Source organism: Streptococcus mitis, from assembly GCF_047465045.1.
In the GTDB taxonomy this organism is placed as follows: domain Bacteria; phylum Bacillota; class Bacilli; order Lactobacillales; family Streptococcaceae; genus Streptococcus; species Streptococcus mitis_DT.
In genome coordinates this window covers 136,973-158,954 of sequence record NZ_JASHAR010000003.1, presented here as the reverse complement: position 1 = coordinate 158,954, position 21,982 = coordinate 136,973, and the positions used below count along the sequence as shown (strand labels likewise).

Here is a 21,982-nt window from a genome sequence, read left to right as displayed (position 1 = left end):
GTCGGGCTCATAACCCGAAGGTCGTAGGTTCAAATCCTGCTCCCGCAATAAGGCTCGGTAGCTCAGTTGGTAGAGCAATGGATTGAAGCTCCATGTGTCGGCGGTTCGATTCCGTCTCGCGCCATTTATATATTTTGGAAGGGTAGCGAAGAGGCTAAACGCGGCGGACTGTAAATCCGCTCCTTCGGGTTCGGGGGTTCGAATCCCTCCCCTTCCATTTTACGGGCATAGTTTAAAGGTAGAACTAAGGTCTCCAAAACCTTCAGTGTGGGTTCAATTCCTACTGCCCGTGTTAATAGAATTATGGCGGGTGTGGTGAAGTGGTTAACACACCAGATTGTGGCTCTGGCATGCGTGGGTTCGATCCCCATCACTCGCCTATTTTATATTATTGGGGTATAGCCAAGCGGTAAGGCAAGGGACTTTGACTCCCTCATGCGTTGGTTCGAATCCAGCTACCCCAGTTACTATTTGCCGGCGTGGCGGAATTGGCAGACGCGCTGGACTCAAAATCCAGTGTCCGCAAGGACGTGCCGGTTCGACCCCGGCCGCCGGTATAGTAGAAAAGACAAGGGTTAGAAACCTTGTCTTTTTGTTATGTCATAAGAAATTTCTTGGAATTGTTACTAATAATTACTAATTTCATATAAAAGCACATGATTAAAAGTTATAGAAAGTGATATTTTGGGGTAATTGTATCATAGTAAAGAACAGGTATTGTTTTGCTATTCGTTACATCTCCATCAATAAAGTAATGACTTTTACTATCATAGTAAATCTTACCCAGGTATCTTCTATCTTTAGCTACTTCCCAAGAAGCAATATGGCCCGAAATAATAGCTTTATGAAATCTACCAGTGGTAATAGGAAATTTGTTTGTAAATATCTCTGAACTCGTTAGTTCTTTCCAAAGCTTTCCTGCTTCTTCATCAATGCCAGCATGGACAAAAATTTGGGTTTCAGTTTCATAATAGCGTTCATCCCTATATCGTTTTTTAAACCAGTTTATAAATGGGTTGAATTTGATATTATTTTTAATTTCATTTCTAACAGCTGTTTCAAAGTTGTTAGCATTCGATTTAAAAATATAGTTCAATTCCTCTGGAGAGAAGAAGCTTTTTATTGTTTCTGGAAATGCTGAAGCAGTAGGTTTATCTAAAATCAACCAATCATAAAACCATTCTTCATGATTCCCTAGAAGAGTAATAATTTGATTAGGATAAACCTCCTCAAGTTCGATTATTTTGGAAATGACTTGAAAAGATTGAAGTCCATTATCAAGATAATCTCCTAGTAAAAATAGGCGATTATCTTTATCGTTTAAATTTACTTTATTGAGAGCGTCTCTGAATTCATCCAAGTATCCATGTATATCAGATATTGCGTATAATTTAGCCATAGCGTCTCATCATTTCTTCATGTGAGATAGTTTTTTTGCCACATTCAACCCATTTTTTATAAGCTTCATCAGCGACCTTAATATCATACATATCTTCAATTTTCTCTATAACAGCTTGTCTAATAAAGTCAGTCTTTGTTGTATTATTTTCTTCAACAATAGCATTTAATAAAGAATTTAACTCTTGACTAAGTTGAATAGAAATTTGTGTAGTAACAACATTATTCATATAACAGCCACCTAATAGTTATTTTAGATACATTATACTCCTAGTCTAAAAGTTTCTCAATAAAAAATTTCACTTTTTATAGTTATTTATTTTAATAAAATTGTAGTATCTGCAAGGATGTGCCAGTTCGAGACCGACCGCCAGTATAGTAATAAAGACAAAGTTTATAAGCCTTGTCTTTTGTTTTCTCTTTATAAAATTTTATAGTTTAGTTACTAACTTTTTTTCTTTGCTCTTAAAAATCTAATAGCAGAACTGTATTTCTTATTTCTCTCTAAGTCTTTTTCAGTAATTAATGGTAGTCTTGTTAAATCTGAATTATGCCGTAAATCCGCCAACTTTACAACTCTAGCGAGTTCATTTTTCTTTACTAGATTGAGATAAGATTGATAATCTTGTCCTTTTTTCTTTGTGAGTATATCGACGGCTTCTATAATATTTTTTGAAAAACCTTCCTTTTTTAGGTCTAGTAGGGTTAGTGAAGTATCTTCAATTACATCATGTAGATAGGCGACAGCTTTCTCTTCATCAGTTGCGACAAAACTAGCTACTGTTTCAGGGTGTTTAATGTAGTCAATTCCTGCTCTATCAATTTGTCCAAAGTGTGCTTTTTTAGCTACTTCATGTGCTTTTATTGCTTGTGATGTATCCATGATTTAATTATAAACTTTCCATTTATAAAACTCAATTACTTTATAGTAATTCATCTAGTTTATCAGCTAAATCCTTTTGCTTACTTGGGTACAAGTGAGAGTAGGTATCAATCGTGGTTGTTATAGAAGCATGTCCTAGTCGCTCTTTTACAACTAGATAATCTTCCCCTTGGTTAATCAGCAGGGAAGCGTGTGAGTGCCTAAAATCGTGTATGCGTATCTTTTTTAGTGTGCTGTCACGTTCAAGTATTTTCTTATATTGTTTTTCAACTGCATTTTTTGTAATTGTGATAGGACTATTTTGAAACACTTGTAATGTTAGGCTATTATTGGTAAATTGCTCTAATAGATGTTTTTGTTGCTTTTCCCAATCTTGTAATTCTTGGCTTAATTTTTTATTGATGACAATTCTTCTTGTTCCTGCTTTAGTTTTTGTTGTGCTGATATGAGTTACTCCTTTATTAACATAGACAGATTTCGTGATATGAATTGTATTACTTGAAAAGTCGATGTCTTGCCATGTTAGGGCAAGAGCTTCCCCAAGTCTTAATCCTGTAAAGAATAGAACAGTAAAGAGTAGTTTGATATTATATTCTTCGGGTTCAAATAGTGTCAAAAACTTCTGAAATTCTTTGACTGTCCAAAATTGCATTTTTGTTTTTTCAATTGGCAACTTTTTTATCAATTTTGCTGGATTGGAGGAGTAATAGCCTTTTCGCAAACCAACATCAAAAATTTTTTTGAGTAAAATCATGATTTTGTTGATAGTATTTGTGCTTAACGGTTTATCAGAATTTTTAGCTACTTTTTGCCTAAGATGTTCTCTAAATTGGTAGATGTCTTCATAGGTTAGTTTTCCGACATTATCTACCATAGAAAAATAATCTTTGATGTGTTTGTTGTAATTATTATCTTGTGTATTGATATAGCTTGCTTTTCGATGATTTATACTATCTTCTTCCTTTAGTAGTTCATATAGTATGGGGATAGTTATTTTAGCCCCATAGAAGCGTTCTTTTAACTCTACACTTCGTAAGTAGTGTTCTGCCTCAATAGCTTTTTTTTTCGTCTTATAGCCCTTTCTGACAATTCTACGTTGCTTTAGTGTTATTGGGTCAAAACCGTTGCTAATATCAACTATCCAATTACCGTCTTTACCTTTTCTAATTGCCATATTTTACTCCTTGAGGGTACTGTTTTGAACATCAAAACCGAGTAATTCGCTTACAATAGTAGCAGGTATAGTACCAATTCGTTTATTCTGATAGACTGTAAAGCCTCGTGTTATCAGTAGCTCTTTCCCTTGGCGGATAATACGTTTAGATGTTCCCTCAGAGAAACCAAGGGCAACTAGGTCATTCTTAGTAACAGTTGCTATCATGTAACTTACTCCTTTATTCATCTAGTTTTATTTTCTTATACTTTACATGATTATCGAAATACTGACCGTCTTTATAGACTTTACTAATGTATTCCGTTTCATATAGTACGACTGAACTATCATAATTAAAATCTTCATAAGTATAAAATCTATCTTCATCAGGCTTTTTTAAGTTGCGTGATGAAAAATAGGCTTGCTTTCCGAAGTTTTCCAACAATTCTTGTCCAATCCCTTTTTCAAAATACTTTGTGACATATCGACCGCGATTTTCTTTGCTGTCTACATCAACTTTATTTATCCGTACTGCTCCATGTCCCCAAAGTTCCAAGAGTTGACGGTGTGGTACATAAGGAACGCTGAAAAGCAGAATATGAGCATGCCATGCTCCACGTTTTTGCTTTTCTAATACTGTTAAATATTTTAATTTACTTTTCTTGGTATTAAAGATGTGGTAGTTAAAGCGTTTTATAAAAGTTTTTAGTAAGTCTTTGAAGTGGTTTCTGTCGCTAATATTTTCTTTAGTGGTCAGGGTTAGAAATGAAGTATTGTCATTATAATTACAATCAACTAATCTTAATAAGTTCCACTTTGCTTCTAAGCGAGTTTTTTTCATACGCTCCAGACGTTGTTCTTGTTCTTCAGGTGTAAGTTCATCAAATGTTCTACGTTGTGATTTTTCCTTGCTTTTAGTATCAGTATCTAAAATGGATTTTCCTTTTGAAAATATTGGCTTTTCATATTCCCAAATTTCAATATAGGAAGCGGTGCGAATAATTTTTTTATTATAATTACTCATAAAAAAAAGCACCTTTGTTATAGCTTTCGCCAAAAGATTGTCTATATAATAAATAAACTAGGAGGAGCAAAGCTCCTCCCTACTTCTATCATGTGACTAAGCACCGCTCCGCTACACGCTTCCAGCTTGCCGACTTAGTCGGCAGTTTTGCTTAGTCACATGATTAGAAGTAGCTATTAAATTTATAGTCGTGGTAATTGTTTTAATATTTTGTCTGTTGCCCAGTCTGTTGAAATGACCTCAAAATGTCCTTGGTCATAAACGAGTAAATCTCCATTACCAATAAATTGATATTTATTATCTTTGTCAATATATAATGAAAAAGTATCTATACCAATAACATTTTTAGAAATATCAATAGATTCTTTAGGGGTATGCCCAACAATTTGTTTAGGAAAGTCTTGGTTGGGAAGCAGTTCTAATTCTCTAAAATGTGCCCATAAAGGAGACCCCCCAAGAGCTTTCCCACCACGCATTGGTCCTATTGTATAAGCTAGAATATCTAATTCTTCTTCATGCTCTTTGGTATAGAGGTTAAAATGCCATTCTTTTGGGTCAAATATCAGATTGAAACCAGCGTGACTGACTAAATAATTATCTAGTTGATAAGCTACTTGTAATTTCAAATCCTGCAACAATTCTTTAACTGCGAAAAAGACCTCTAGGTTTTGAATTGAGAAAGGAGCTTGTTCTCCCAGTAAATAATAAGCATCATGATTACCTATAAGATTAATTACATCTATTCCGTTTTGCTCTTTATCTATTTTCCAAGAGTATAAAAAAGTGAGGTCTTTGGCATAAAGTTGGATATTGTTAGTTTGACCATGTAAATCAACGTAATCACCAAGAAAAATGATTCTCTTAATATTATGTGTTTGGATAATTTTGTCAACAATGGGTAAAATCAGTTGAGATTTTAAGTGTAAATCACCAATTAATAACGTCTTCATATATATTCCCCTCTTTATTTTTGATATTAGTCTAAGAATCGAATTAAGTTATAGCACATTGTTTCGGTGATAGATAAATAGAATTAATTATTCTTAAGATGTTATTTAATAATTTCCATGAATATCAGACATAGAGTAATATATAGCTATAATATCCTCTAATTGTCTATCGAGCATTTAAGGCATAGATATAAGCTACATAGCAAGCAAAGTCGCCAATACGTTTTCTGTCATCGTTAAATTGTTCAAACCAAGCAACATCATTGCCCTGTTCACTTGCTAAACCTTTTAAAATCTTTAGTTGATAAATAACTTTATTGTGAGTAACAGTTCTAGATTCATCATTGGCAAGTTTCTCTTCTCTTGAGAGTGTGAGCCATTTACCACGTGCAGAGGCATACTCTACGCATAGAAGTACAAATGTTGTCCATTCTTCTTGAAATTCTTTATCAAGTTGATTGGAGGAATTAAGGAGACTAGAATAGATTTGTTCTGCTTCAGAAAATGAAACAATCCCCTTTTCATTCTTAAAATCATCGTAGTTAAAAGTTTGCATTGTAAAACTCCTTTATATATTATCTAATCTTAGCTATTTTGTTACAGGTAAAACATCAGAGCATGAGAACCAAAGGTTTCCGTTATACTGACCAACATTCAAATCTTTTAATATAACAGGGCAGGTTTTGTTGTTTGCCATTTCTTGAACTGTTAAAGTAGGTGTTAGTGTATTTACTTTTACTTGTATCAGTTCTAAAAAAAATTCAGTATTGTCGTCCTGTATGGACACGTTAAGGCGAAAAGCAGTAGGCTTATTTGTCTCTCTGTCTAATACTTCTGTATAGCCTTTTACTGCTAGAAATTTGTTGCCAAGCAGTTCTGGCTTTAAAAAATCATTCAACTTCATGTGTACCTCTTTTCTATCATCGCAGAGCGATGAGGAACAGATATTTTTGCTGAAAATCTATTGAATTTAAGCAAAAATATCTATTGAAATTATTTTAACTTTGTTATATATAATTGTAGTTCTTTTATAAAATCGAATTGTGTTGTATCAAGATAAGGACTTTCCCAATATTGAGCCGTTTCTTTTCCTGAGCCTTGCATGTAAAGATAGCCAGCCCCTTTTACCTTAATTGGCTTTAATTTATCAGGGGTAGCAGAACTAAAGACCATTCGATAACCCTCGCTAGAATTTGCACCAAGAGCAATTCTCAAGCCTAGGTTATCTCTAAGGTCGGTATTTAAGGTTTCGGCTCTCATTTGTTGAGCTGAAATTAGGATAAATACCCCAGCTTGTCGCCCAAGTAGAATGATTTGCTTGATACCGTCCATAACTTCAACTATAACTTCTTTTGATTTTTTATCCGTTCCTGAAGCTTGAAATGCTCCCATTTCATCGAATATCAGCCATATCGGCTTAAAGCCGTGCTCTGAAAAATTTGCCCCATATTGGAAATTTTCACGCATATATTGGTAACGTTCGTGGAGCTGTTCCAGTACTTGGCGAACGATACGAGAGATATTGTTTGGAGTTGTAGCGACATACTCTTCTCCGAAATAGTACGATAAACTGCCCAAATCACTATTTTTAGGGTCAGCAATATAGACTGTTGATTGCCGTTTGAGAAGTTCTAAAATCAGGAAAGATATGAAGACAGACTTTCCGCTCCCTGTTCCTCCTGATACTAAAATATGTGGGCATTTGATTGGGTTATAATTTACACCATATCCTAAATCTATATCAAGGCTATCTATCTCTTGTCTTTGGTTGTGAGATTGTAGAACTAGTCTTTCGGGCTTTATGTAATAGAAATGATATTCTGTAAAACTGGGCCGAATAATCTTTTCCTCAAGCTCTAGTCCAAGCACGCCACAAAGGACATCATCTAGAGATTGAATTTTTGTACTAAATTCATCACCCGTTATAAGAGCTTTGATAATAACATGACCTTTTTGTCTATCTAATTCATATTCTAAGATTGCACTTCTAATGATTTTTTCATAGCCAGAGCTATCCTTAGAGGTGGTATATAGTCTGTTTGTGTGGAGTACATAAAGTAAGCTCTCACGTATAATAAGGTAATACTCTAAGTTATATCGAAAAATTTTTATTTTCAGATGAATTTTATAGATAATTAATCCACCTAAAAATATGAAGAGAATTTGAACAAAAGTTGGAGCTCTTATATTGACAATAATACCAAACATAATGCAGGTAGTTAGTGCTATTATTGAAAAATGTACTGTCTTCAATTTACTACTAGTAATAATATAAGTTTTGGTTAAATCAGCACTTTGTCTTAATTTAAACATATTAGTTAGATACCTTTTATTTTATCTAAAAGCTCTTTTAAAAGTTCGTAAAACCCTAAGAGCTTGATTTTTGCGAAATAATAGATAGAAATAAATAATGGAATACATCCAAGAACAAGGGCAGAAACTGAAAAGAAATGCCCTTGAGGAAGAATAAAAATTGCTATGCCAGCTAATATCAGAAATCCTAAAAGAAATATATATGCTTTTAAATTATCACTCATTTTGCATTACCTCCTCTAATAAATAAGTACTATAAAGAGATAGAGGCTGATAGAATAGCATGGTCTGGAAAGCCGACTCGGCTATTATAATCAGCATTTTTTAAGAATTCCCAAGAATAATTTTCATTTGATATAGGGATGTTTGCAAAAATATGGTCTAATTTACAATATTTCCAAGAGGTTTCCTCAGAGGGAGTATGTACGGTTAGGCCTGCTTTATTCATTTCAGACTTAAGCAATGGATAAGAGTAAAATTCCCTAGCTTTGCCCTGATAGGAATGAATATCGTCATTCTGTTTGAAATAGCCATTATTAAAGTCACCTAGAACAATTGTATTTTCATGTATTGCGGGTAAATTTGAGATTAGTTTGTCTAGTTGCGATTTTCGATGTTTGAAATCTTGAAAAATGTTTTCTCCACCGACCTTGATACGAACTCCAATAATGTTTAATTCTTGTCCTTTAATTGTCACTCTAACGTGTAAAAAGTTTGGATTATTATCATCATTATCGATAGTAATGACTTGGCAATCATTAACTAAATCATTCTTTATTGCAATAAGGATTTGATTTCCAAAATCAATAGTACGCACATCTTCAAAAATTTTGTATCCCATATCCTGTAATTTAGTACAGAATAAACTATGATTATCTGCTCTTACATATTCTGTCAAGCAGATGATTTCTGAATTTTGTTTAGCTAATTCATGTACAATCATTTCAGGAATTTGTTTTCCTTGTCCTGAACGTTGATTGATGTTCCAAGTGGATACTTTCATTGTGGATGCTGTCATTTTTTTCATATATAAATAAACCTTTCTATTCTATTAGTAAATCAGCAAGAGGAGGAGAACTCCTCCTGCTAGTCGTTCAAGCCGTCAAAGATTTCTCCTTGTTCCTGTTCATCATCATAATAGCTTTCCAATTCTTCATAGAAGTAATCTAAAGCTTCCTGTTCCAATCCGTTCATACTAGTTACCTCCTTTCTTTAAACTAGCTGACAACTAGTTATTTTTCTATAAAAAGAGTATACAACAAAAAAATAATTTGGCAAGCAAAAAAGATAGTAAATAGGTATTTTTTTTGCTAAAATAAAATTAAATAAATGGAGGAGAGTTATCAATGGAGAAACAAATAGCTTTTTATATGACAAAACGCTCATCGGATGAATTAGACGAAATCCAAAAAATTATTGCTGAGAAAGAAGGTCGAGTAACTAAGGCTTACATCCTAAATCAAGCAATTTATAAGTACTATGAGTACATAAAAGAATATTATGAAATTGATGAAGAAATAAAATAGGTGAATACGCGAATTCCTAAAAAGTTACTAAAAATCAAAATTTTGTTTTTTCAAACAATATAAATGGTTTTTTATAACGTTGATTATGCTGATTTATAAAGATGTAAAATCTTAAACACCAAACTCAAAATCCAGTGTCCGCAAGGACGTGCCGGTTCGACCCCGGCCGCCGGTATAGTATAGAGTTAAGGAACGTTGTAAATCTTCGTTCCTTTTTATATTATTTTTGCTATAATGATAGTTATTCAAATTTTATTTAGATTATGAAAGTGTAGGGAAGTATGTCTCGTTCTATCGATTTATTAAAACATCGGTATTTGAAAAATATTAAAGAAAATCCTGAATTGTTTATTGGGGTTGAACTGGAATATCCTGTTGTAAACTTGGAAGGGAATGCAACAGATGTTGAAGTTATAAAAGATTTATTTCATTATTTCCTTTCCGCTCTGGATTTCACTGTAGAAAAGGTAGATGATTTTGGTAATCCTATCCAGTTAGTGGATCCGATAAGTCAGGATGCTATTTTATTTGAAGTTTCCTATACAACGATTGAGTTTGCATTTGGTAAGGCCGAAACGATTCAAGAGGCCGAAAATCGTTTTAACAATTATATGGATGTGATTCAGAAAAAGTTAGCTGGATCAAATCATGCTATTATCGGCTGTGGTATTCATCCCAACTGGGATAAAAATGAGAATTGTCCTGTGGCTTACCCACGGTATCGCATGCTGATGGACTATTTGAATTTGAGTAGAAATGTGACTAAATCAGACTTGCATCATTTCCCTGAATATGGTGCTTTTATCTGTGGGAGTCAGGTTCAGTTGGATGTTTCAAAGTCTAACTACTTACGGGTGATTAATGCTTTTACTCAAATTGAAGCGGCTAAGGCTTATTTATTTCCAAACTCTGAGTTTTCGGGAGCAGATTGGGATACGAAAATTTCAAGGGACATTTTCTGGGAAGACTCGATGCATGGTATCTATCCAGAGAACGTCGGTGTCAATGCTAGGCTATTTAAAGATGAGGATGATTTTTTTGATTATCTAGATCATTCTGCAATTTTTACTGCGGAACGTGATGGACAAACCTATTATTTTTATCCGATTCAGGCTAGGGACTATTTGGCTACACCTGAAATCCAAGCATTTTCTCTTAATGGGGATGAGGTTCTTATTTCCCCTCAAGAGAAAGATTTTGAAACTCATCGTAGTTATCAGTACCAAGACTTAACGACTCGCGGAACAGTTGAGTTTCGTAGTGTGTGTACTCAACCTCTAGATAGAACCTTCGCTTCAGCAGCTTTTCACTTAGGATTGTTGGTTAATTTAGATAAGTTAGAAGCTTACTTAGAAGCAGCATCTTTCTTTAAAGAATTTGGTCGTAATTACAAGTTTTTAAGACGACAATTTTCTAAGAAAAAGCTTACAGAACAGGAAGAAACTGCGATAATAGAGTTTTCAAAAGACTTACTCCAGCTAGCTGAGGAAGGACTAGAGATGAGAAATAAGCAAGAAATGACCTATTTACAGCCTTTGAGAGAAGAATTGAGCCTATAATTTCTCTTATAAAAGGAGAATTTTCTGAAAAATCATGATATAATGGATGAGACTATAGATAAAGGATAGAGAGTAATGACATTAGTTTATCAATCAACGCGTGATGCCAACAATACAGTAACTGCCAGCCAAGCTATTTTGCAAGGTTTAGCGACGGACGGTGGTTTGTTTACACCGCTTACTTATCCAAAGGTAGATTTAGACTTTGACAAATTGAAATATGCTTCTTATCAGGAAGTTGCTAAGATTGTTTTGTCAGCATTTTTAGATGACTTTACAGCTGAAGAGTTGGACTACTGTATCAACAATGCCTATGATAGCAAGTTTGATACTCCAGCTATCGCACCATTAGTGAAATTAGACGGGCAATATAACTTGGAACTTTTCCATGGTTCAACAATTGCTTTTAAGGATATGGCCTTGTCTATTTTGCCATACTTTATGACAACAGCTGCTAAGAAACATGATTTGGAGAATAAGATTGTCATCTTGACAGCGACATCTGGTGATACTGGGAAAGCTGCTATGGCAGGATTTGCAGATGTTCCTGGTACTGAGATTATCGTCTTTTATCCAAAAGATGGTGTCAGCAAGGTACAAGAGTTGCAAATGACCACTCAGACTGGCGACAATACTCATGTTATCGCTATTGATGGTAACTTTGATGATGCCCAAACAAATGTGAAGCATATGTTTAACGATGTGGCTCTTCGTGAAAGATTAGCGGCCAACAAGTTGCAATTTTCATCTGCAAACTCTATGAATATTGGTCGTTTGGTACCACAGATTGTTTATTATGTTTATGCCTACGCTCAATTGGTTAAGACTGGTGAGATTGTGGCTGGTGATAAGGTCAACTTCACAGTACCAACAGGAAACTTTGGAAATATCTTGGCTGCCTTTTATGCCAAACAAATCGGCTTACCAGTTGGCAAATTAATCTGTGCTTCAAATGACAACAATGTCTTGACAGACTTCTTCAAGACACGTGTTTACGACAAGAAGCGTGAGTTCAAGGTCACAACTAGTCCATCTATGGATATTTTGGTATCTTCAAACTTGGAGCGCTTGATTTTCCATCTTTTGGGTAATGATGCGGTTAAGACAGCTGAACTCATGAATGCCTTGAACACGCAAGGACAATATGAGTTGACAGATTTTGATGCAGAGATTCTTGATCTCTTTGCGGCTGAATATGCGACTGAGGAAGAAACGGCAGCAGAAATCAAACGTGTTTATGAGTCAGATTCTTATATCGAGGATCCACATACGGCGGTTGCCTCAGCAGTTTATAAAAAATACCAAGCTGCTACTGGGGATGCGACTAAGACAGTGATTGCTTCAACAGCTAGTCCATACAAGTTCCCAGTGGTTGCAGTAGAAGCTGTAACTGGAAAATCAGGGCTTGGCGACTTTGAAGCCTTGGCTCAATTACATGATATTTCAGGAGTGGCAGTGCCGCCAGCAGTTGATGGGCTTGAAACAGCTCCTGTTCGTCACAAGACAACAGTGGCAGCTACTGACATGCAAGCAGCGGTTGAGGCTTATCTAGGACTTTAAGACAGAGGGAGTAAACTCGGTTGGGAAACCAACTGAGTTTCTTTTCATCAGGAGGAAGGATTGTTTAAGAAAAATAAAGATATTCTTAATATTGCATTGCCAGCTATGGGTGAAAACTTTTTGCAGATGCTCATGGGGATGGTGGATAGTTACTTGGTAGCCCACTTGGGCTTGATAGCTATTTCGGGTGTATCAGTAGCTGGCAATATTATCACGATTTACCAGGCGATTTTCATCGCTCTGGGAGCTGCTATTTCCAGTGTTATTTCAAAAAGTTTGGGGCAGAAGGATCAATCTAAGCTAGCCTATCATGTGACTGAGGCCTTGAAGATTACCTTACTATTAAGTTTCCTTTTAGGATCTTTGTCTATCATCTCTGGGAAAGAGATAATAGGACTTTTGGGGACGGAGAGAGATGTAGCTGAGAGTGGTGGACTCTACCTATCCTTGGTGGGCGGATCGATTGTTCTCTTAGGTTTAATGACTAGTCTGGGAGCTTTGATTCGTGCAACGCATAATCCACGTTTGCCCCTCTATGTTAGTTTTTTATCCAATGCCTTGAATATTCTTTTTTCAAGTCTAGCTATTTTTGTTCTGGATATGGGGATAGCTGGTGTTGCTTGGGGGACAATTCTGTCTCGTTTGGTAGGTCTTGTGATTTTATGGTCGCAATTAAAGTTGCCTTTTGAGAAACCGACTTTTGGTTTAGATAAGGAACTATTGACCTTAGCTTTGCCAGCAGCTGGAGAGCGGCTTATGATGCGGGCTGGAGATGTAGTAATCATTGCCTTGGTTGTGTATTTCGGGACAGAGGCAGTGGCTGGAAATGCAGTCGGAGAAGTCTTGACCCAGTTTAACTATATGCCTGCCTTTGGCGTCGCTACGGCAACGGTCATGCTGGTGGCTCGAGCAGTTGGGGAGGATAATTGGAAAAAAGTAGCTAATTTGAGCAAGCAAACCTTTTGGCTTTCTCTGCTTCTCATGTTGCCTTTGACCTTTAGTATCTATGCCTTGGGTGTACCATTAACTCATCTCTATACGACAGATCCTCTAGCGGTGGAGGCTAGTGTTCTAGTGACACTTTTTTCACTACTTGGTACTCCTATGACGATAGGAACAGTCATCTATACAGCAGTCTGGCAGGGTTTGGGCAATGCTCGGCTTCCCTTTTATGCGACAAGTATAGGAATGTGGTGTATCCGCATTGGAACAGGATATTTGATGGGGATTGTGCTTGGTTGGGGTTTGCCCGGTATTTGGGCCGGAACCCTTTTGGATAATGGTTTTCGTTGGTTATTTCTACGTTACCGTTACCAGCGCTATATGAGCTTGAAAGGATAGGAAATGCAAAAAACAGCTTTTATTTGGGATTTAGACGGGACTTTATTGGACTCTTATGAAGCGATTTTATCAGGGATTGAGGAAACTTTTGCTCAGTTTTCTATTCCTTATGATAAGGAGCAGGTGAGGGAGTTTATTCTCAAGTTTTCTGTGCAGGATTTACTTGTGCAGGTGGCAGAAGAGAGAAAGCTGGATGTGGAAATGCTAAATCAGATGCGTGCACAGAGTTTGGCTGAGAAGAATGCTCAGGTAGTTTTGATGCCAGGTGCGTGTGATGTGCTAGCTTGGGCAGAGGAATCAGGAATTCAGCAATTTGTTTACACTCATAAGGGAGACAATGCTCTTACCATTCTCAGAGACTTGGGTTTGGAATCTTATTTTACAGAGATTTTAACCAGTCAGAGTGGCTTTGCGCGTAAACCTAGTTCAGAAGCGGCTACCTATCTGATAGACAAGCATCAGTTGAATCCTGACAATACTTATTATATAGGGGATCGGACTCTGGATGTGGAATTTGCCCAGAATAGTGGGATTCAAAGCCTCAACTTTTTAGAGTCGACTTATGAAGGTAATCACAGGATTCAAGCGTTAGCAGATATTTCCCGTATTTTTGAGGCTGAGCAATAAAAAGATTGTGTCAGTTTTGTGACAGAGACCTAACAAACTATTTCAAGTAACCAAGTTTGTTACAAGGAATAGACAGTTCTGTTAAATAGGCCCGAGAGGGCTTTTTTTCTGCATTTTTTGTGTTATGATAGACAGGTACTCATTTGAAAGGAATTTGAAAGAATGAAGAAAAGAATATTATTAGCATCAACAGTAGCCCTGTCATTTGCCCCAGTATTGGCAACTCAAGCAGAAGAAGTTCTTTGGACTGCACGTAGTGTTGAGCAAATCCAAAATGATTTGACTAAAACGGACAACAAAACAAGTTATACAGTACAGTATGGTGATACTTTAAGTACCATTGCAGAAGCCTTGGGTGTAGATGTCACAGTTCTTGCGAATTTGAATAAAATCACTAATATGGACTTGATTTTCCCAGAAACTGTTTTGACAACGACCGTCAATGAAGCAGAAGAAGTAACAGAAGTTGAAATCCAAACACCTCAAGCGGCTTCTAGTGAAGAGGTGACAACTGCGACAGCAGATTTGACAACCAATCAAGTGACCGTAGATGATCAAACTGTTCAGGTTGCAGACCTTTCTCAACCGATTGCAGAAGCGCCAAAAGCGGTAGAAACTACAAGTACAAAAGAAGTAGCAACAAATTCAGAAGTTGCAGAGACAGTTGCTACTGCAGAAGAAGTCGCGCCATCTACAGGAACTTCTGCTTCAGAGGAGCAAACAGCCGAGACAAGCAATGCAGTTGCAGAAGCAGCTCCTCAGGCAACGAGTCCAGCTGAGAAGCAGGAAACACAAGCAAGCATTCAAGCTGAATCAGCAGTGGAAGCAACTGCAACACCAGTTGAAGAAAAAGCACCTGAAACAACTACAACAAGTTCAGAAGAAGCAAAAGAAGTAGCATCATCAAGTGAAGCTACAGCAGCAGTTTCTACTTATCAACCAAAAGAGGCGAAAACAGTTTCAACAACTTACGCGGCTCCAGCAGCGCCCGATTATGCTGGACTTGCGGTAGCGAAATCTGAAAATGCAGGCCTTCAACCACAAACAGCTGCCTTTAAAGAAGAAATTGCTAACTTGTTTGGCATCACATCCTTTAGTGGTTACCGTCCAGGAGACAGTGGAGATCACGGAAAAGGTTTGGCTATCGACTTTATGGTACCAGAAAGCTCAGAATTAGGGGATAAGATTGCGGAATATGCAATCAAAAATATGGCTAGTCGTGGAATTAGTTACATTATTTGGAAACAACGTTTCTATGCTCCATTCGATAGCAAATATGGACCAGCTAATACTTGGAACCCAATGCCAGACCGTGGTAGCGTGACAGAAAACCACTATGACCACGTTCACGTTTCAATGAATGGATAAACCAGACTCTGTCACATAATTTTTACGAATGAGAACTAGCTTTCATGATAGGAAGCGAGTCTCGTTCGTTTTTTCTTTGTCAATTTGAATGGAAAATTACAATCTTACAATGCCTTAAGCAACATTCTTGCAATCTATTTTACTTTGTATTATAATTGATTAGTCAATTATTGATAAATCAATAAAAGGAAAGAAAAAATGATAGAGATTCAAGATTTACTTTATCAACTCCGCTTGTCTGAGCAAGCGAGCACGCAATTGTTTGAAAAAAAGCTTGGGATTAGTTTGACACGGTATCAGATTTTATTATTTTTGCTGAAGCATTCCCCTTGTAATCAAATAGCAGTTCAGGAGCGTTTGAAAATTGATCAAGCTGCTTTAACCCGGCATTTTAAGATTTTAGAAAAGGAAGGTTTGGTCGAGCGTCATCGCAATTCTGAAAATCAGCGGGAAGTGTTGGTAGAGGCTACGAAGTATGCCAAGGAGCAGTTAGTGGTGAATCCCCCTCTGAAGCATATCAAGGTTAAGGAAGAGATGGAAAGTATCTTAACAGAATCTGAAAAAACAGAACTCAACCGTTTATTAAATAAATTGGTTTTGTGGATTGAGAATATAGAAATTTAAGGAGAAATAGATGTCAATTATTACAATCATTTTAGCAACGATTGTTGCTTTGGAGCATTTTTACATTTTTTATTTGGAAAGTATTGCAACGCAATCAGATGCAACCAGTCGTGTCTTTAACATGGAAAAGGAAGAACTGGCTCGTCCGTCTGTAAGGTCATTGTTTAAAAATCAAGGGATTTATAATGCTCTACTAGGAGTCTTTCTCTTGTATGGGATTTATTTCTCACAGAATTTAGAAATTGTGACTATTTTTGTCTTATTTGTGATTGGGGCTGCGGCTTATGGCTCTCTTACAGCAGATAAGAAAATTATTTTGAAGCAAGGTGGACCAGCTATTTTAGCCTTGATTAGCATTTTCCTTTTTAAATAAATTTGAAGGTCGATTCTAATCTCGCTAATCCTTTTCAATCCAGAATAAGGGAAATATGTTATACTTGTTTTTAAGAAAATAGTTTCATTAAATTGGTTTTGAGGAGTTAGAAATGAAAGTATTAGTGACAGGTTTTGAGCCCTTTGGAGGGGAGAAGGTAAATCCAGCCTTGGAGGCCGTTAAAGGTTTACCAGCTGAAATCCATGGCGCTGAGGTCCGTTGGCTAGAAGTGCCGACAGTCTTTCACAAATCGGCCCAAGTATTGGAAGAAGAGATAAACCGTTATCAACCTGACTTTGTCCTTTGTATTGGCCAAGCAGGTGGAAGATCTAGTTTGACGCCTGAACGAGTGGCCATTAATCAAGACGATGCACGCATCCCGGATAACGAAGGTAATCAACCGATTGACCTTCCCATTCGCCCAGATGGTGCTCCGGCCTACTTTAGTAGTTTGCCGATTAAAGCGATGGTTCAAGCTATAAAAAAAGAGGGATTGCCGGCCTCTGTTTCCAATACGGCAGGTACTTTTGTCTGCAATCATTTGATGTATCAGGCCCTCTATTTGGTAGAAAAAAAATTTCCACATGTTAAGGCAGGTTTTATGCATATTCCTTATATGATGGAACAGGTGGTGAATCGACCGACTACTCCAGCTATGAGTTTAGTGGATATTAGGCGAGGGATAGAAGCGGCAATCGGGGCTATTATAGAACATGGAGATCAGGATCTCAAGTTGGTAGGCGGAGAAACTCATTGATAGAAAAAAGCTTGAGGGGAAACCTTCAAGCTTTTGGACGTTTTCGAGCCAGTACTGCCCGGTAGAAAATTATTTTATTGATTTGAATGTAGGGTAGGAGTGAGAAACTAGCAATTCCAAAAGTAATCCAATTGAGGAAGTACCAAGGAAGGAGTTGTAGGTCTAGAATAAAGCGCTGAAATTTGTAGCCTTTCATCAGGAAACGGCTGGTTTTTAGGATTTGTCCTGGTTTAGCTTGTCCTAAGTCTAGGGTATCACAGAGGAGAAATTCTACCTGCGAATAGGCATAGTATTGTGGGATATAGAGACTATTTCCGACAATCATCAAGAGGATACTTGCTAGAAAGTAAAGACCAAAGGTCATGAGGAAACGCTCAGTTTCAATTGACGTGAGATCCAGATTGGGAAACTCAGGATGAAGAACTACGAATTTCTTTGCTAGAAAGCTACTGTAAAAAAGAAAGTAAATTCCAAGCAAACTAGGAATACTCCATAAGAAGAGATAGAAACGTTTGAGGAGAAGAGTCAAAAAGGTTTGTGAAAAGTGCTCTTCTTTAAATAGAGTGAGACTATTTTTGACGGATAGTTCTGTATCAGGATTCTTGATGAGTTTCAGTGTTGTATAGACTGAACTGGTTAGAAGTATTGTTCCGATAAAGGAGACTAATAGAGGAAAAAGGTAGGCTTGGAATACATGACCAAACACGCTTAAAAAGGGTTGTTCTAAAACACTCTCGTTGATGCGCTCTAAGGGATTGAGGAAGCCAGACAAGATGACCAGCATGCTAGGTAAGAGATAGACGAGAAAGAGGCGGGGATTTTCAGCCTGAAATTGTCTAGCTTGCAGACGAACAGTTTTTAAATCAATTTTTCGGTATTTCATTCTCTCATTATACCATAGTTCGTGACAGTTCCTACTTTTTTTGATAAAATCATACAGTATGCCCTTGGGCACAAAGTATGAACTGGGACTGTCTTTCCCAGCTTCGGAGGTAAAAAATGTCAGATTCACCAATCAAATATCGTTTGATTAAGAAAGAAAAACACACGGGAGCTCGTCTGGGAGAAATCATCACACCCCATGGTACCTTCCCAACACCTATGTTTATGCCAGTTGGGACACAAGCCACTGTCAAAACTCAGTCGCCTGAAGAATTGAAGGAAATGGGGTCGGGAATTATCCTGTCAAACACCTATCATCTCTGGCTTCGTCCTGGAGATGAACTCATTGCACGCGCAGGCGGTCTCCATAAGTTCATGAATTGGGACCAGCCTATTTTGACAGATAGTGGTGGTTTTCAGGTTTATTCCTTAGCAGATAGTCGCAATATCACAGAAGAAGGGGTAACTTTTAAAAACCATCTCAATGGTTCTAAGATGTTCTTGTCCCCAGAAAAAGCCATCTCTATTCAGAACAATCTGGGTTCAGATATCATGATGTCCTTTGACGAATGTCCCCAGTTTTATCAACCATACGACTACGTTAAGAAATCAATCGAGCGTACCAGTCGTTGGGCTGAGCGTGGTTTGAAGGCTCACCGTCGTCCGCATGACCAAGGGTTATTTGGGATTGTGCAGGGGGCTGGATTTGAAGACCTTCGTCGACAATCGGCTCATGACCTTGTCAGCATGGACTTCCCAGGCTACTCTATCGGTGGTTTGGCAGTGGGAGAAACCCACGAAGAGATGAATGCTGTCTTGGACTTCACAACCCAACTGCTTCCTGAAAATAAACCTCGTTATCTGATGGGTGTGGGAGCGCCAGATAGCTTGATTGATGGGGTGATTCGTGGGGTGGATATGTTTGATTGTGTCTTGCCGACTCGTATCGCTCGTAATGGGACTTGTATGACCAGTCAAGGTCGTTTGGTTGTAAAAAATGCTCAGTTTGCTGAGGACTTTACGCCACTGGATCCTGAGTGTGATTGCTACACATGTAAGAACTATACACGCGCTTATCTTCGTCACCTGCTCAAGGCTGATGAAACCTTTGGTATCCGCTTGACTAGCTACCACAATCTTTACTTCTTGCTTAACCTGATGAAGCAAGTGCGACAAGCCATCATGGATGACAATCTCTTGGAATTCCGTGAGTATTTTATTGAAAAATATGGCTATAATAAATCAGGCCGTAATTTTTAAACTGGAATAGATATAAGCTAAAAATCCTAAGTTTTCTCTTGGGATTTTTCTTCTTTTTTTGATAGAATAAAGTGTATAATGAAAGGGAGAATAAACTCGTATGCGTATTAAATGGTTTTCCTTGATTAGGATTACAGGTTTACTTTTGGTACTCTTGTATCATTTCTTTCAGACGATCTTTCCTGGAGGATTTTTCGGGGTAGATGTCTTTTTTACATTTTCAGGTTTCCTGATTACAGCTCTACTTATCGAAGAATTTTCTAAAAGTCATGAAATTGATTTGGTTGGATTTTTTAGGAGACGCTTTTATCGTATCGTGCCACCTGTGGTTTTGATGGTCTTGGTGACCATGCCCTTTACCTTTCTAGTTCGCCAAGATTATGTGGCTGGAATTGGGGGTCAGATTGCGGGTGTTTTAGGCTTCATGACCAACTTCTATGAGCTCCTAACAGGTGGGAGTTATGAATCTCAGTTCATTCCACATTTGTTTGTTCATAATTGGAGCTTGGCCGTTGAGGTTCACTACTATATTCTTTGGGGATTGGCAGTTTGGTTCTTATCCAAACAGGCTAAATCAAATGGTCAGTTGAAGGGGATGGTCTTTCTCTTGTCTGCTGCTGCCTTCTTGATCAGCTTCTTCTCTATGTTTATTGGTAGTTTTCTAGTAACTTCTTATTCCTCTGTTTACTTCTCCAGTTTAACTCATGTCTATCCATTCTTTTTGGGAAGTGTGTTAGCAACTATCGTAGGCGTTCGTCAGACGACTTCCCTAGTTAAGCAATTGGATAAAATCTGGGATTTACGCAAGACCCTTTTAGTTTTTGGAGGAGGTTTTGGCTTCTTACTCATTTTGACCTTCTTTGTCAAATTTACCTATCTCTTTGCCTATCTTATGGGCTTCTTGCTTGCCAGTCTTGCAGCCATTGCTATGATTCTGGCGGCGCGTGTCTTACATGAAAAGACTCCTAACGTGCAGGAGCCAAAGATTATCAGCTTTTTAGCGGATACTAGCTATGCGGTTTATCTTTTCCATTGGCCTTTCTACATTATTTTCTCACAGTTGACATCAAATCTTCTTGCTGTGTTATTAACTTTGATTTTTTCTTATGGATTCGCCAGTCTTTCATTCTATGTATTGGAACCTTGGATTGCAGGAAAGGACACACCTATTATACAAACCCTCCGTCCCCTGCCTCATATTCACACAATCCTTGCAGCAAGTACAGGAATCTTGGCATTTATTGTCTTCTTAGTGACTTTGATGGCACCACAAGTGGGAGCTTTTGAGACAGATTTGACTGTCAATGGTTTGAAGCAAGCTGAAACAAATATTGGCCAGACCAAGTTGATGGCAGAACGAGCAGAAGCTGATAGTTTGGGAATTGCTGATGGCACTATGTTAATTGGTGATTCGGTAGCACTAAGAGCTAATACAGCTTTGCAGACAGCCCTTCCTGGAGCACAGATTAATGCGCAGGTCAGCAGAACAACCAAGACCGCCAATGAAATCATGCTCAACAATAGCCAGAATAAATTTCTACCAAAGATGGTGGTTATTGCAACTGGGGTAAATAATCCTGAAAATTACAAGGAAGATTGGGATAGTATCGTGAAAAATCTTCCTAAGGGCCACCATATGGTTTTGGTGACTCCTTATGAAGGAGATAAGACAAAAGAGACCTATGGAATCGTTGAGAAGGCGGCTGCCTATATGAGAGAATTAGCAGAGAAGACTCCTTACATCACGATAGCAGATTGGAATCAAGCTGCTAAGGAACATCCAGAAATTTGGACTGGGACAGACCAAGTCCATTTTGGAAGTGATAATAGTAAAATTGAAGCAGGAGCTAAATTGTATGCAGATACCATTGCTGCAGCCTTGCAAACAGCTCAAGACAAGCCGGTCAAATCAAAATAACTTGTATTAAAAAGAGAAGAGTTGGAGAAAGACTGGCTGACACTCAGCACTCTAAAATAATCTGAGTTCATGCATCTTATAAGCTAATTAAAAGACGGTTCAAATAAGCCGTCTTTTTCATATATTCAACTATCGTTCACTAAAGGAGATTTGAAAATTATACATTGTGCAATTAGGATTTTTGCAAACCTTTATAACTTTGCCACGGGCGTCGTCTGCCGCGTAGAACCAAAGAACCTCGTGGCATTTTGTGCATTTTTCAGTCATATTTATGCTCCTATAGTTTATTACCGCAATGGCTACACCGTTCTGGTCGGTTGCTTGTTTCTCGTCCACAAATAGGACATTCAATAGTTGCTGAAATGAGTTTTCGAATTAGTTTAATCATATTTATCACCAACCGAATTTCTTTTGACAAGTTCCATACTCACATCTATGGTAAGAAAGATTATGATAAATAGCTTCT

General features: G+C 37.4%; 24 protein-coding genes and 6 tRNA genes. 17 read left to right on the top strand and 13 right to left on the bottom strand.

Translation table 11 applies throughout. The annotated features are described in order from the left end of the window. Window positions 1–51: 51 nt before the first annotated feature. The 6 genes from QM409_RS03535 (at window position 52) to QM409_RS03510 (ending at window position 557) form a co-directional block, all read left to right on the top strand. A tRNA-Phe gene (locus QM409_RS03535) sits at window positions 52–124 on the top strand. A gap of 12 nt (window positions 125–136) precedes the next feature. Further along, window positions 137–217: transfer RNA gene (locus QM409_RS03530), tRNA-Tyr, on the top strand. A 4-nt stretch (window positions 218–221) separates the two neighbouring features. Then, a tRNA-Trp gene (locus QM409_RS03525) sits at window positions 222–292 on the top strand. A 14-nt stretch (window positions 293–306) separates the two neighbouring features. Further along, window positions 307–379: transfer RNA gene (locus QM409_RS03520), tRNA-His, on the top strand. A 13-nt stretch (window positions 380–392) separates the two neighbouring features. Continuing rightward, a tRNA-Gln gene (locus QM409_RS03515) sits at window positions 393–464 on the top strand. 9 nt (window positions 465–473) lie between these two features. After that, window positions 474–557, top strand: a tRNA-Leu gene (locus QM409_RS03510). Between the two features lie 110 nt (window positions 558–667). Here the strand turns inward: QM409_RS03510 and QM409_RS03505 are convergent. The 12 genes from QM409_RS03505 to QM409_RS03450 form a co-directional block, all read right to left on the bottom strand. Next, the gene (locus QM409_RS03505; protein WP_414305603.1) at window positions 668–1,399 is read right to left on the bottom strand and encodes a metallophosphoesterase; all 732 of its coding nucleotides are present in this window, start codon (window positions 1,397–1,399) and stop codon (window positions 668–670) included. Further along, complete coding sequence (relB, locus tag QM409_RS03500; protein ID WP_001067147.1) at window positions 1,392–1,628, bottom strand: type II toxin-antitoxin system RelB family antitoxin; 237 nt, start codon at window positions 1,626–1,628, stop codon at window positions 1,392–1,394. The genes QM409_RS03505 and relB overlap by 8 nt, the downstream gene beginning before the upstream one ends. Window positions 1,629–1,843: 215 nt before the next feature. After that, on the bottom strand, window positions 1,844–2,281 hold the full coding sequence (locus tag QM409_RS03495) for an HD domain-containing protein (protein WP_000381519.1): 438 nt from the start codon (window positions 2,279–2,281) through the stop codon (window positions 1,844–1,846). A 40-nt stretch (window positions 2,282–2,321) separates the two neighbouring features. After that, window positions 2,322–3,455 (bottom strand): tyrosine-type recombinase/integrase, encoded by a 1,134-nt coding sequence (locus tag QM409_RS03490; protein ID WP_262081427.1) that lies wholly within the window; start codon window positions 3,453–3,455, stop codon window positions 2,322–2,324. Between the two features lie 3 nt (window positions 3,456–3,458). Continuing rightward, the gene (locus tag QM409_RS03485; RefSeq protein WP_000562210.1) at window positions 3,459–3,662 is read right to left on the bottom strand and encodes a DUF3173 domain-containing protein; all 204 of its coding nucleotides are present in this window, start codon (window positions 3,660–3,662) and stop codon (window positions 3,459–3,461) included. A gap of 13 nt (window positions 3,663–3,675) precedes the next feature. After that, on the bottom strand, window positions 3,676–4,458 hold the full coding sequence (locus QM409_RS03480; protein WP_262081426.1) for a rolling circle replication-associated protein: 783 nt from the start codon (window positions 4,456–4,458) through the stop codon (window positions 3,676–3,678). A 182-nt stretch (window positions 4,459–4,640) separates the two neighbouring features. Beyond that, window positions 4,641–5,408, bottom strand: a complete 768-nt coding sequence (locus QM409_RS03475; protein ID WP_000854386.1) for a metallophosphoesterase family protein — start codon at window positions 5,406–5,408, stop codon at window positions 4,641–4,643. A 166-nt stretch (window positions 5,409–5,574) separates the two neighbouring features. After that, entirely contained in the window at window positions 5,575–5,964 is a 390-nt protein-coding gene (locus QM409_RS03470) for a hypothetical protein (protein ID WP_001192942.1), read from the bottom strand. Window positions 5,965–5,997: 33 nt separating this feature from the next. Beyond that, complete coding sequence (locus QM409_RS03465) at window positions 5,998–6,312, bottom strand: hypothetical protein (protein ID WP_000772799.1); 315 nt, start codon at window positions 6,310–6,312, stop codon at window positions 5,998–6,000. A gap of 89 nt (window positions 6,313–6,401) precedes the next feature. Continuing rightward, window positions 6,402–7,721 (bottom strand): FtsK/SpoIIIE domain-containing protein, encoded by a 1,320-nt coding sequence (locus QM409_RS03460; RefSeq protein ID WP_414305604.1) that lies wholly within the window; start codon window positions 7,719–7,721, stop codon window positions 6,402–6,404. Window positions 7,722–7,726: 5 nt separating this feature from the next. Beyond that, complete coding sequence (locus QM409_RS03455; RefSeq protein WP_001282606.1) at window positions 7,727–7,945, bottom strand: hypothetical protein; 219 nt, start codon at window positions 7,943–7,945, stop codon at window positions 7,727–7,729. Between the two features lie 29 nt (window positions 7,946–7,974). After that, window positions 7,975–8,748 (bottom strand): endonuclease/exonuclease/phosphatase family protein, encoded by a 774-nt coding sequence (locus tag QM409_RS03450; protein ID WP_101776965.1) that lies wholly within the window; start codon window positions 8,746–8,748, stop codon window positions 7,975–7,977. A 319-nt stretch (window positions 8,749–9,067) separates the two neighbouring features. Between QM409_RS03450 and QM409_RS03445 the strand changes: the two genes are divergently transcribed. The 9 genes from QM409_RS03445 to pcp all read left to right on the top strand — a co-directional run bounded on the left by QM409_RS03445 (window position 9,068) and on the right by pcp (window position 17,456). Next, window positions 9,068–9,247 carry a hypothetical protein gene (locus QM409_RS03445; RefSeq protein WP_054387488.1) on the top strand — a complete coding sequence of 60 codons (180 nt, stop codon included), beginning with the start codon at window positions 9,068–9,070 and terminating at the stop codon, window positions 9,245–9,247. A 281-nt stretch (window positions 9,248–9,528) separates the two neighbouring features. After that, on the top strand, window positions 9,529–10,806 hold the full coding sequence (locus tag QM409_RS03440) for a gamma-glutamylcysteine synthetase (protein ID WP_414305605.1): 1,278 nt from the start codon (window positions 9,529–9,531) through the stop codon (window positions 10,804–10,806). A gap of 75 nt (window positions 10,807–10,881) precedes the next feature. After that, window positions 10,882–12,366 (top strand): threonine synthase, encoded by a 1,485-nt coding sequence (thrC, locus tag QM409_RS03435; RefSeq protein ID WP_290115832.1) that lies wholly within the window; start codon window positions 10,882–10,884, stop codon window positions 12,364–12,366. Window positions 12,367–12,426: 60 nt separating this feature from the next. Next, window positions 12,427–13,707 carry an MATE family efflux transporter gene (locus QM409_RS03430; RefSeq protein ID WP_414305606.1) on the top strand — a complete coding sequence of 427 codons (1,281 nt, stop codon included), beginning with the start codon at window positions 12,427–12,429 and terminating at the stop codon, window positions 13,705–13,707. A 3-nt stretch (window positions 13,708–13,710) separates the two neighbouring features. Beyond that, on the top strand, window positions 13,711–14,334 hold the full coding sequence (locus tag QM409_RS03425; RefSeq protein ID WP_414305607.1) for an HAD family hydrolase: 624 nt from the start codon (window positions 13,711–13,713) through the stop codon (window positions 14,332–14,334). A gap of 162 nt (window positions 14,335–14,496) precedes the next feature. Then, entirely contained in the window at window positions 14,497–15,702 is a 1,206-nt protein-coding gene (locus QM409_RS03420) for a LysM peptidoglycan-binding domain-containing protein (protein ID WP_261266241.1), read from the top strand. Window positions 15,703–15,900: 198 nt separating this feature from the next. Next, entirely contained in the window at window positions 15,901–16,326 is a 426-nt protein-coding gene (locus tag QM409_RS03415) for a MarR family winged helix-turn-helix transcriptional regulator (protein ID WP_414305608.1), read from the top strand. A gap of 10 nt (window positions 16,327–16,336) precedes the next feature. After that, the gene (locus tag QM409_RS03410) at window positions 16,337–16,699 is read left to right on the top strand and encodes a DUF1304 domain-containing protein (protein WP_020903678.1); all 363 of its coding nucleotides are present in this window, start codon (window positions 16,337–16,339) and stop codon (window positions 16,697–16,699) included. Window positions 16,700–16,811: 112 nt separating this feature from the next. Then, window positions 16,812–17,456 carry a pyroglutamyl-peptidase I gene (pcp, locus tag QM409_RS03405; RefSeq protein WP_045610982.1) on the top strand — a complete coding sequence of 215 codons (645 nt, stop codon included), beginning with the start codon at window positions 16,812–16,814 and terminating at the stop codon, window positions 17,454–17,456. Window positions 17,457–17,481: 25 nt separating this feature from the next. On the opposite strand, the gene QM409_RS03400 is transcribed toward pcp, so the two are convergent. Then, window positions 17,482–18,339 (bottom strand): DUF975 family protein, encoded by an 858-nt coding sequence (locus QM409_RS03400; protein ID WP_020903679.1) that lies wholly within the window; start codon window positions 18,337–18,339, stop codon window positions 17,482–17,484. A 116-nt stretch (window positions 18,340–18,455) separates the two neighbouring features. Between QM409_RS03400 and tgt the strand changes: the two genes are divergently transcribed. After that, the gene (tgt, locus tag QM409_RS03395; RefSeq protein ID WP_020903627.1) at window positions 18,456–19,598 is read left to right on the top strand and encodes a tRNA guanosine(34) transglycosylase Tgt; all 1,143 of its coding nucleotides are present in this window, start codon (window positions 18,456–18,458) and stop codon (window positions 19,596–19,598) included. Window positions 19,599–19,698: 100 nt separating this feature from the next. Then, window positions 19,699–21,516, top strand: a complete 1,818-nt coding sequence (locus QM409_RS03390) for an acyltransferase family protein (RefSeq protein ID WP_414305609.1) — start codon at window positions 19,699–19,701, stop codon at window positions 21,514–21,516. The last annotated feature ends 466 nt before the right edge of the window (window positions 21,517–21,982 follow it).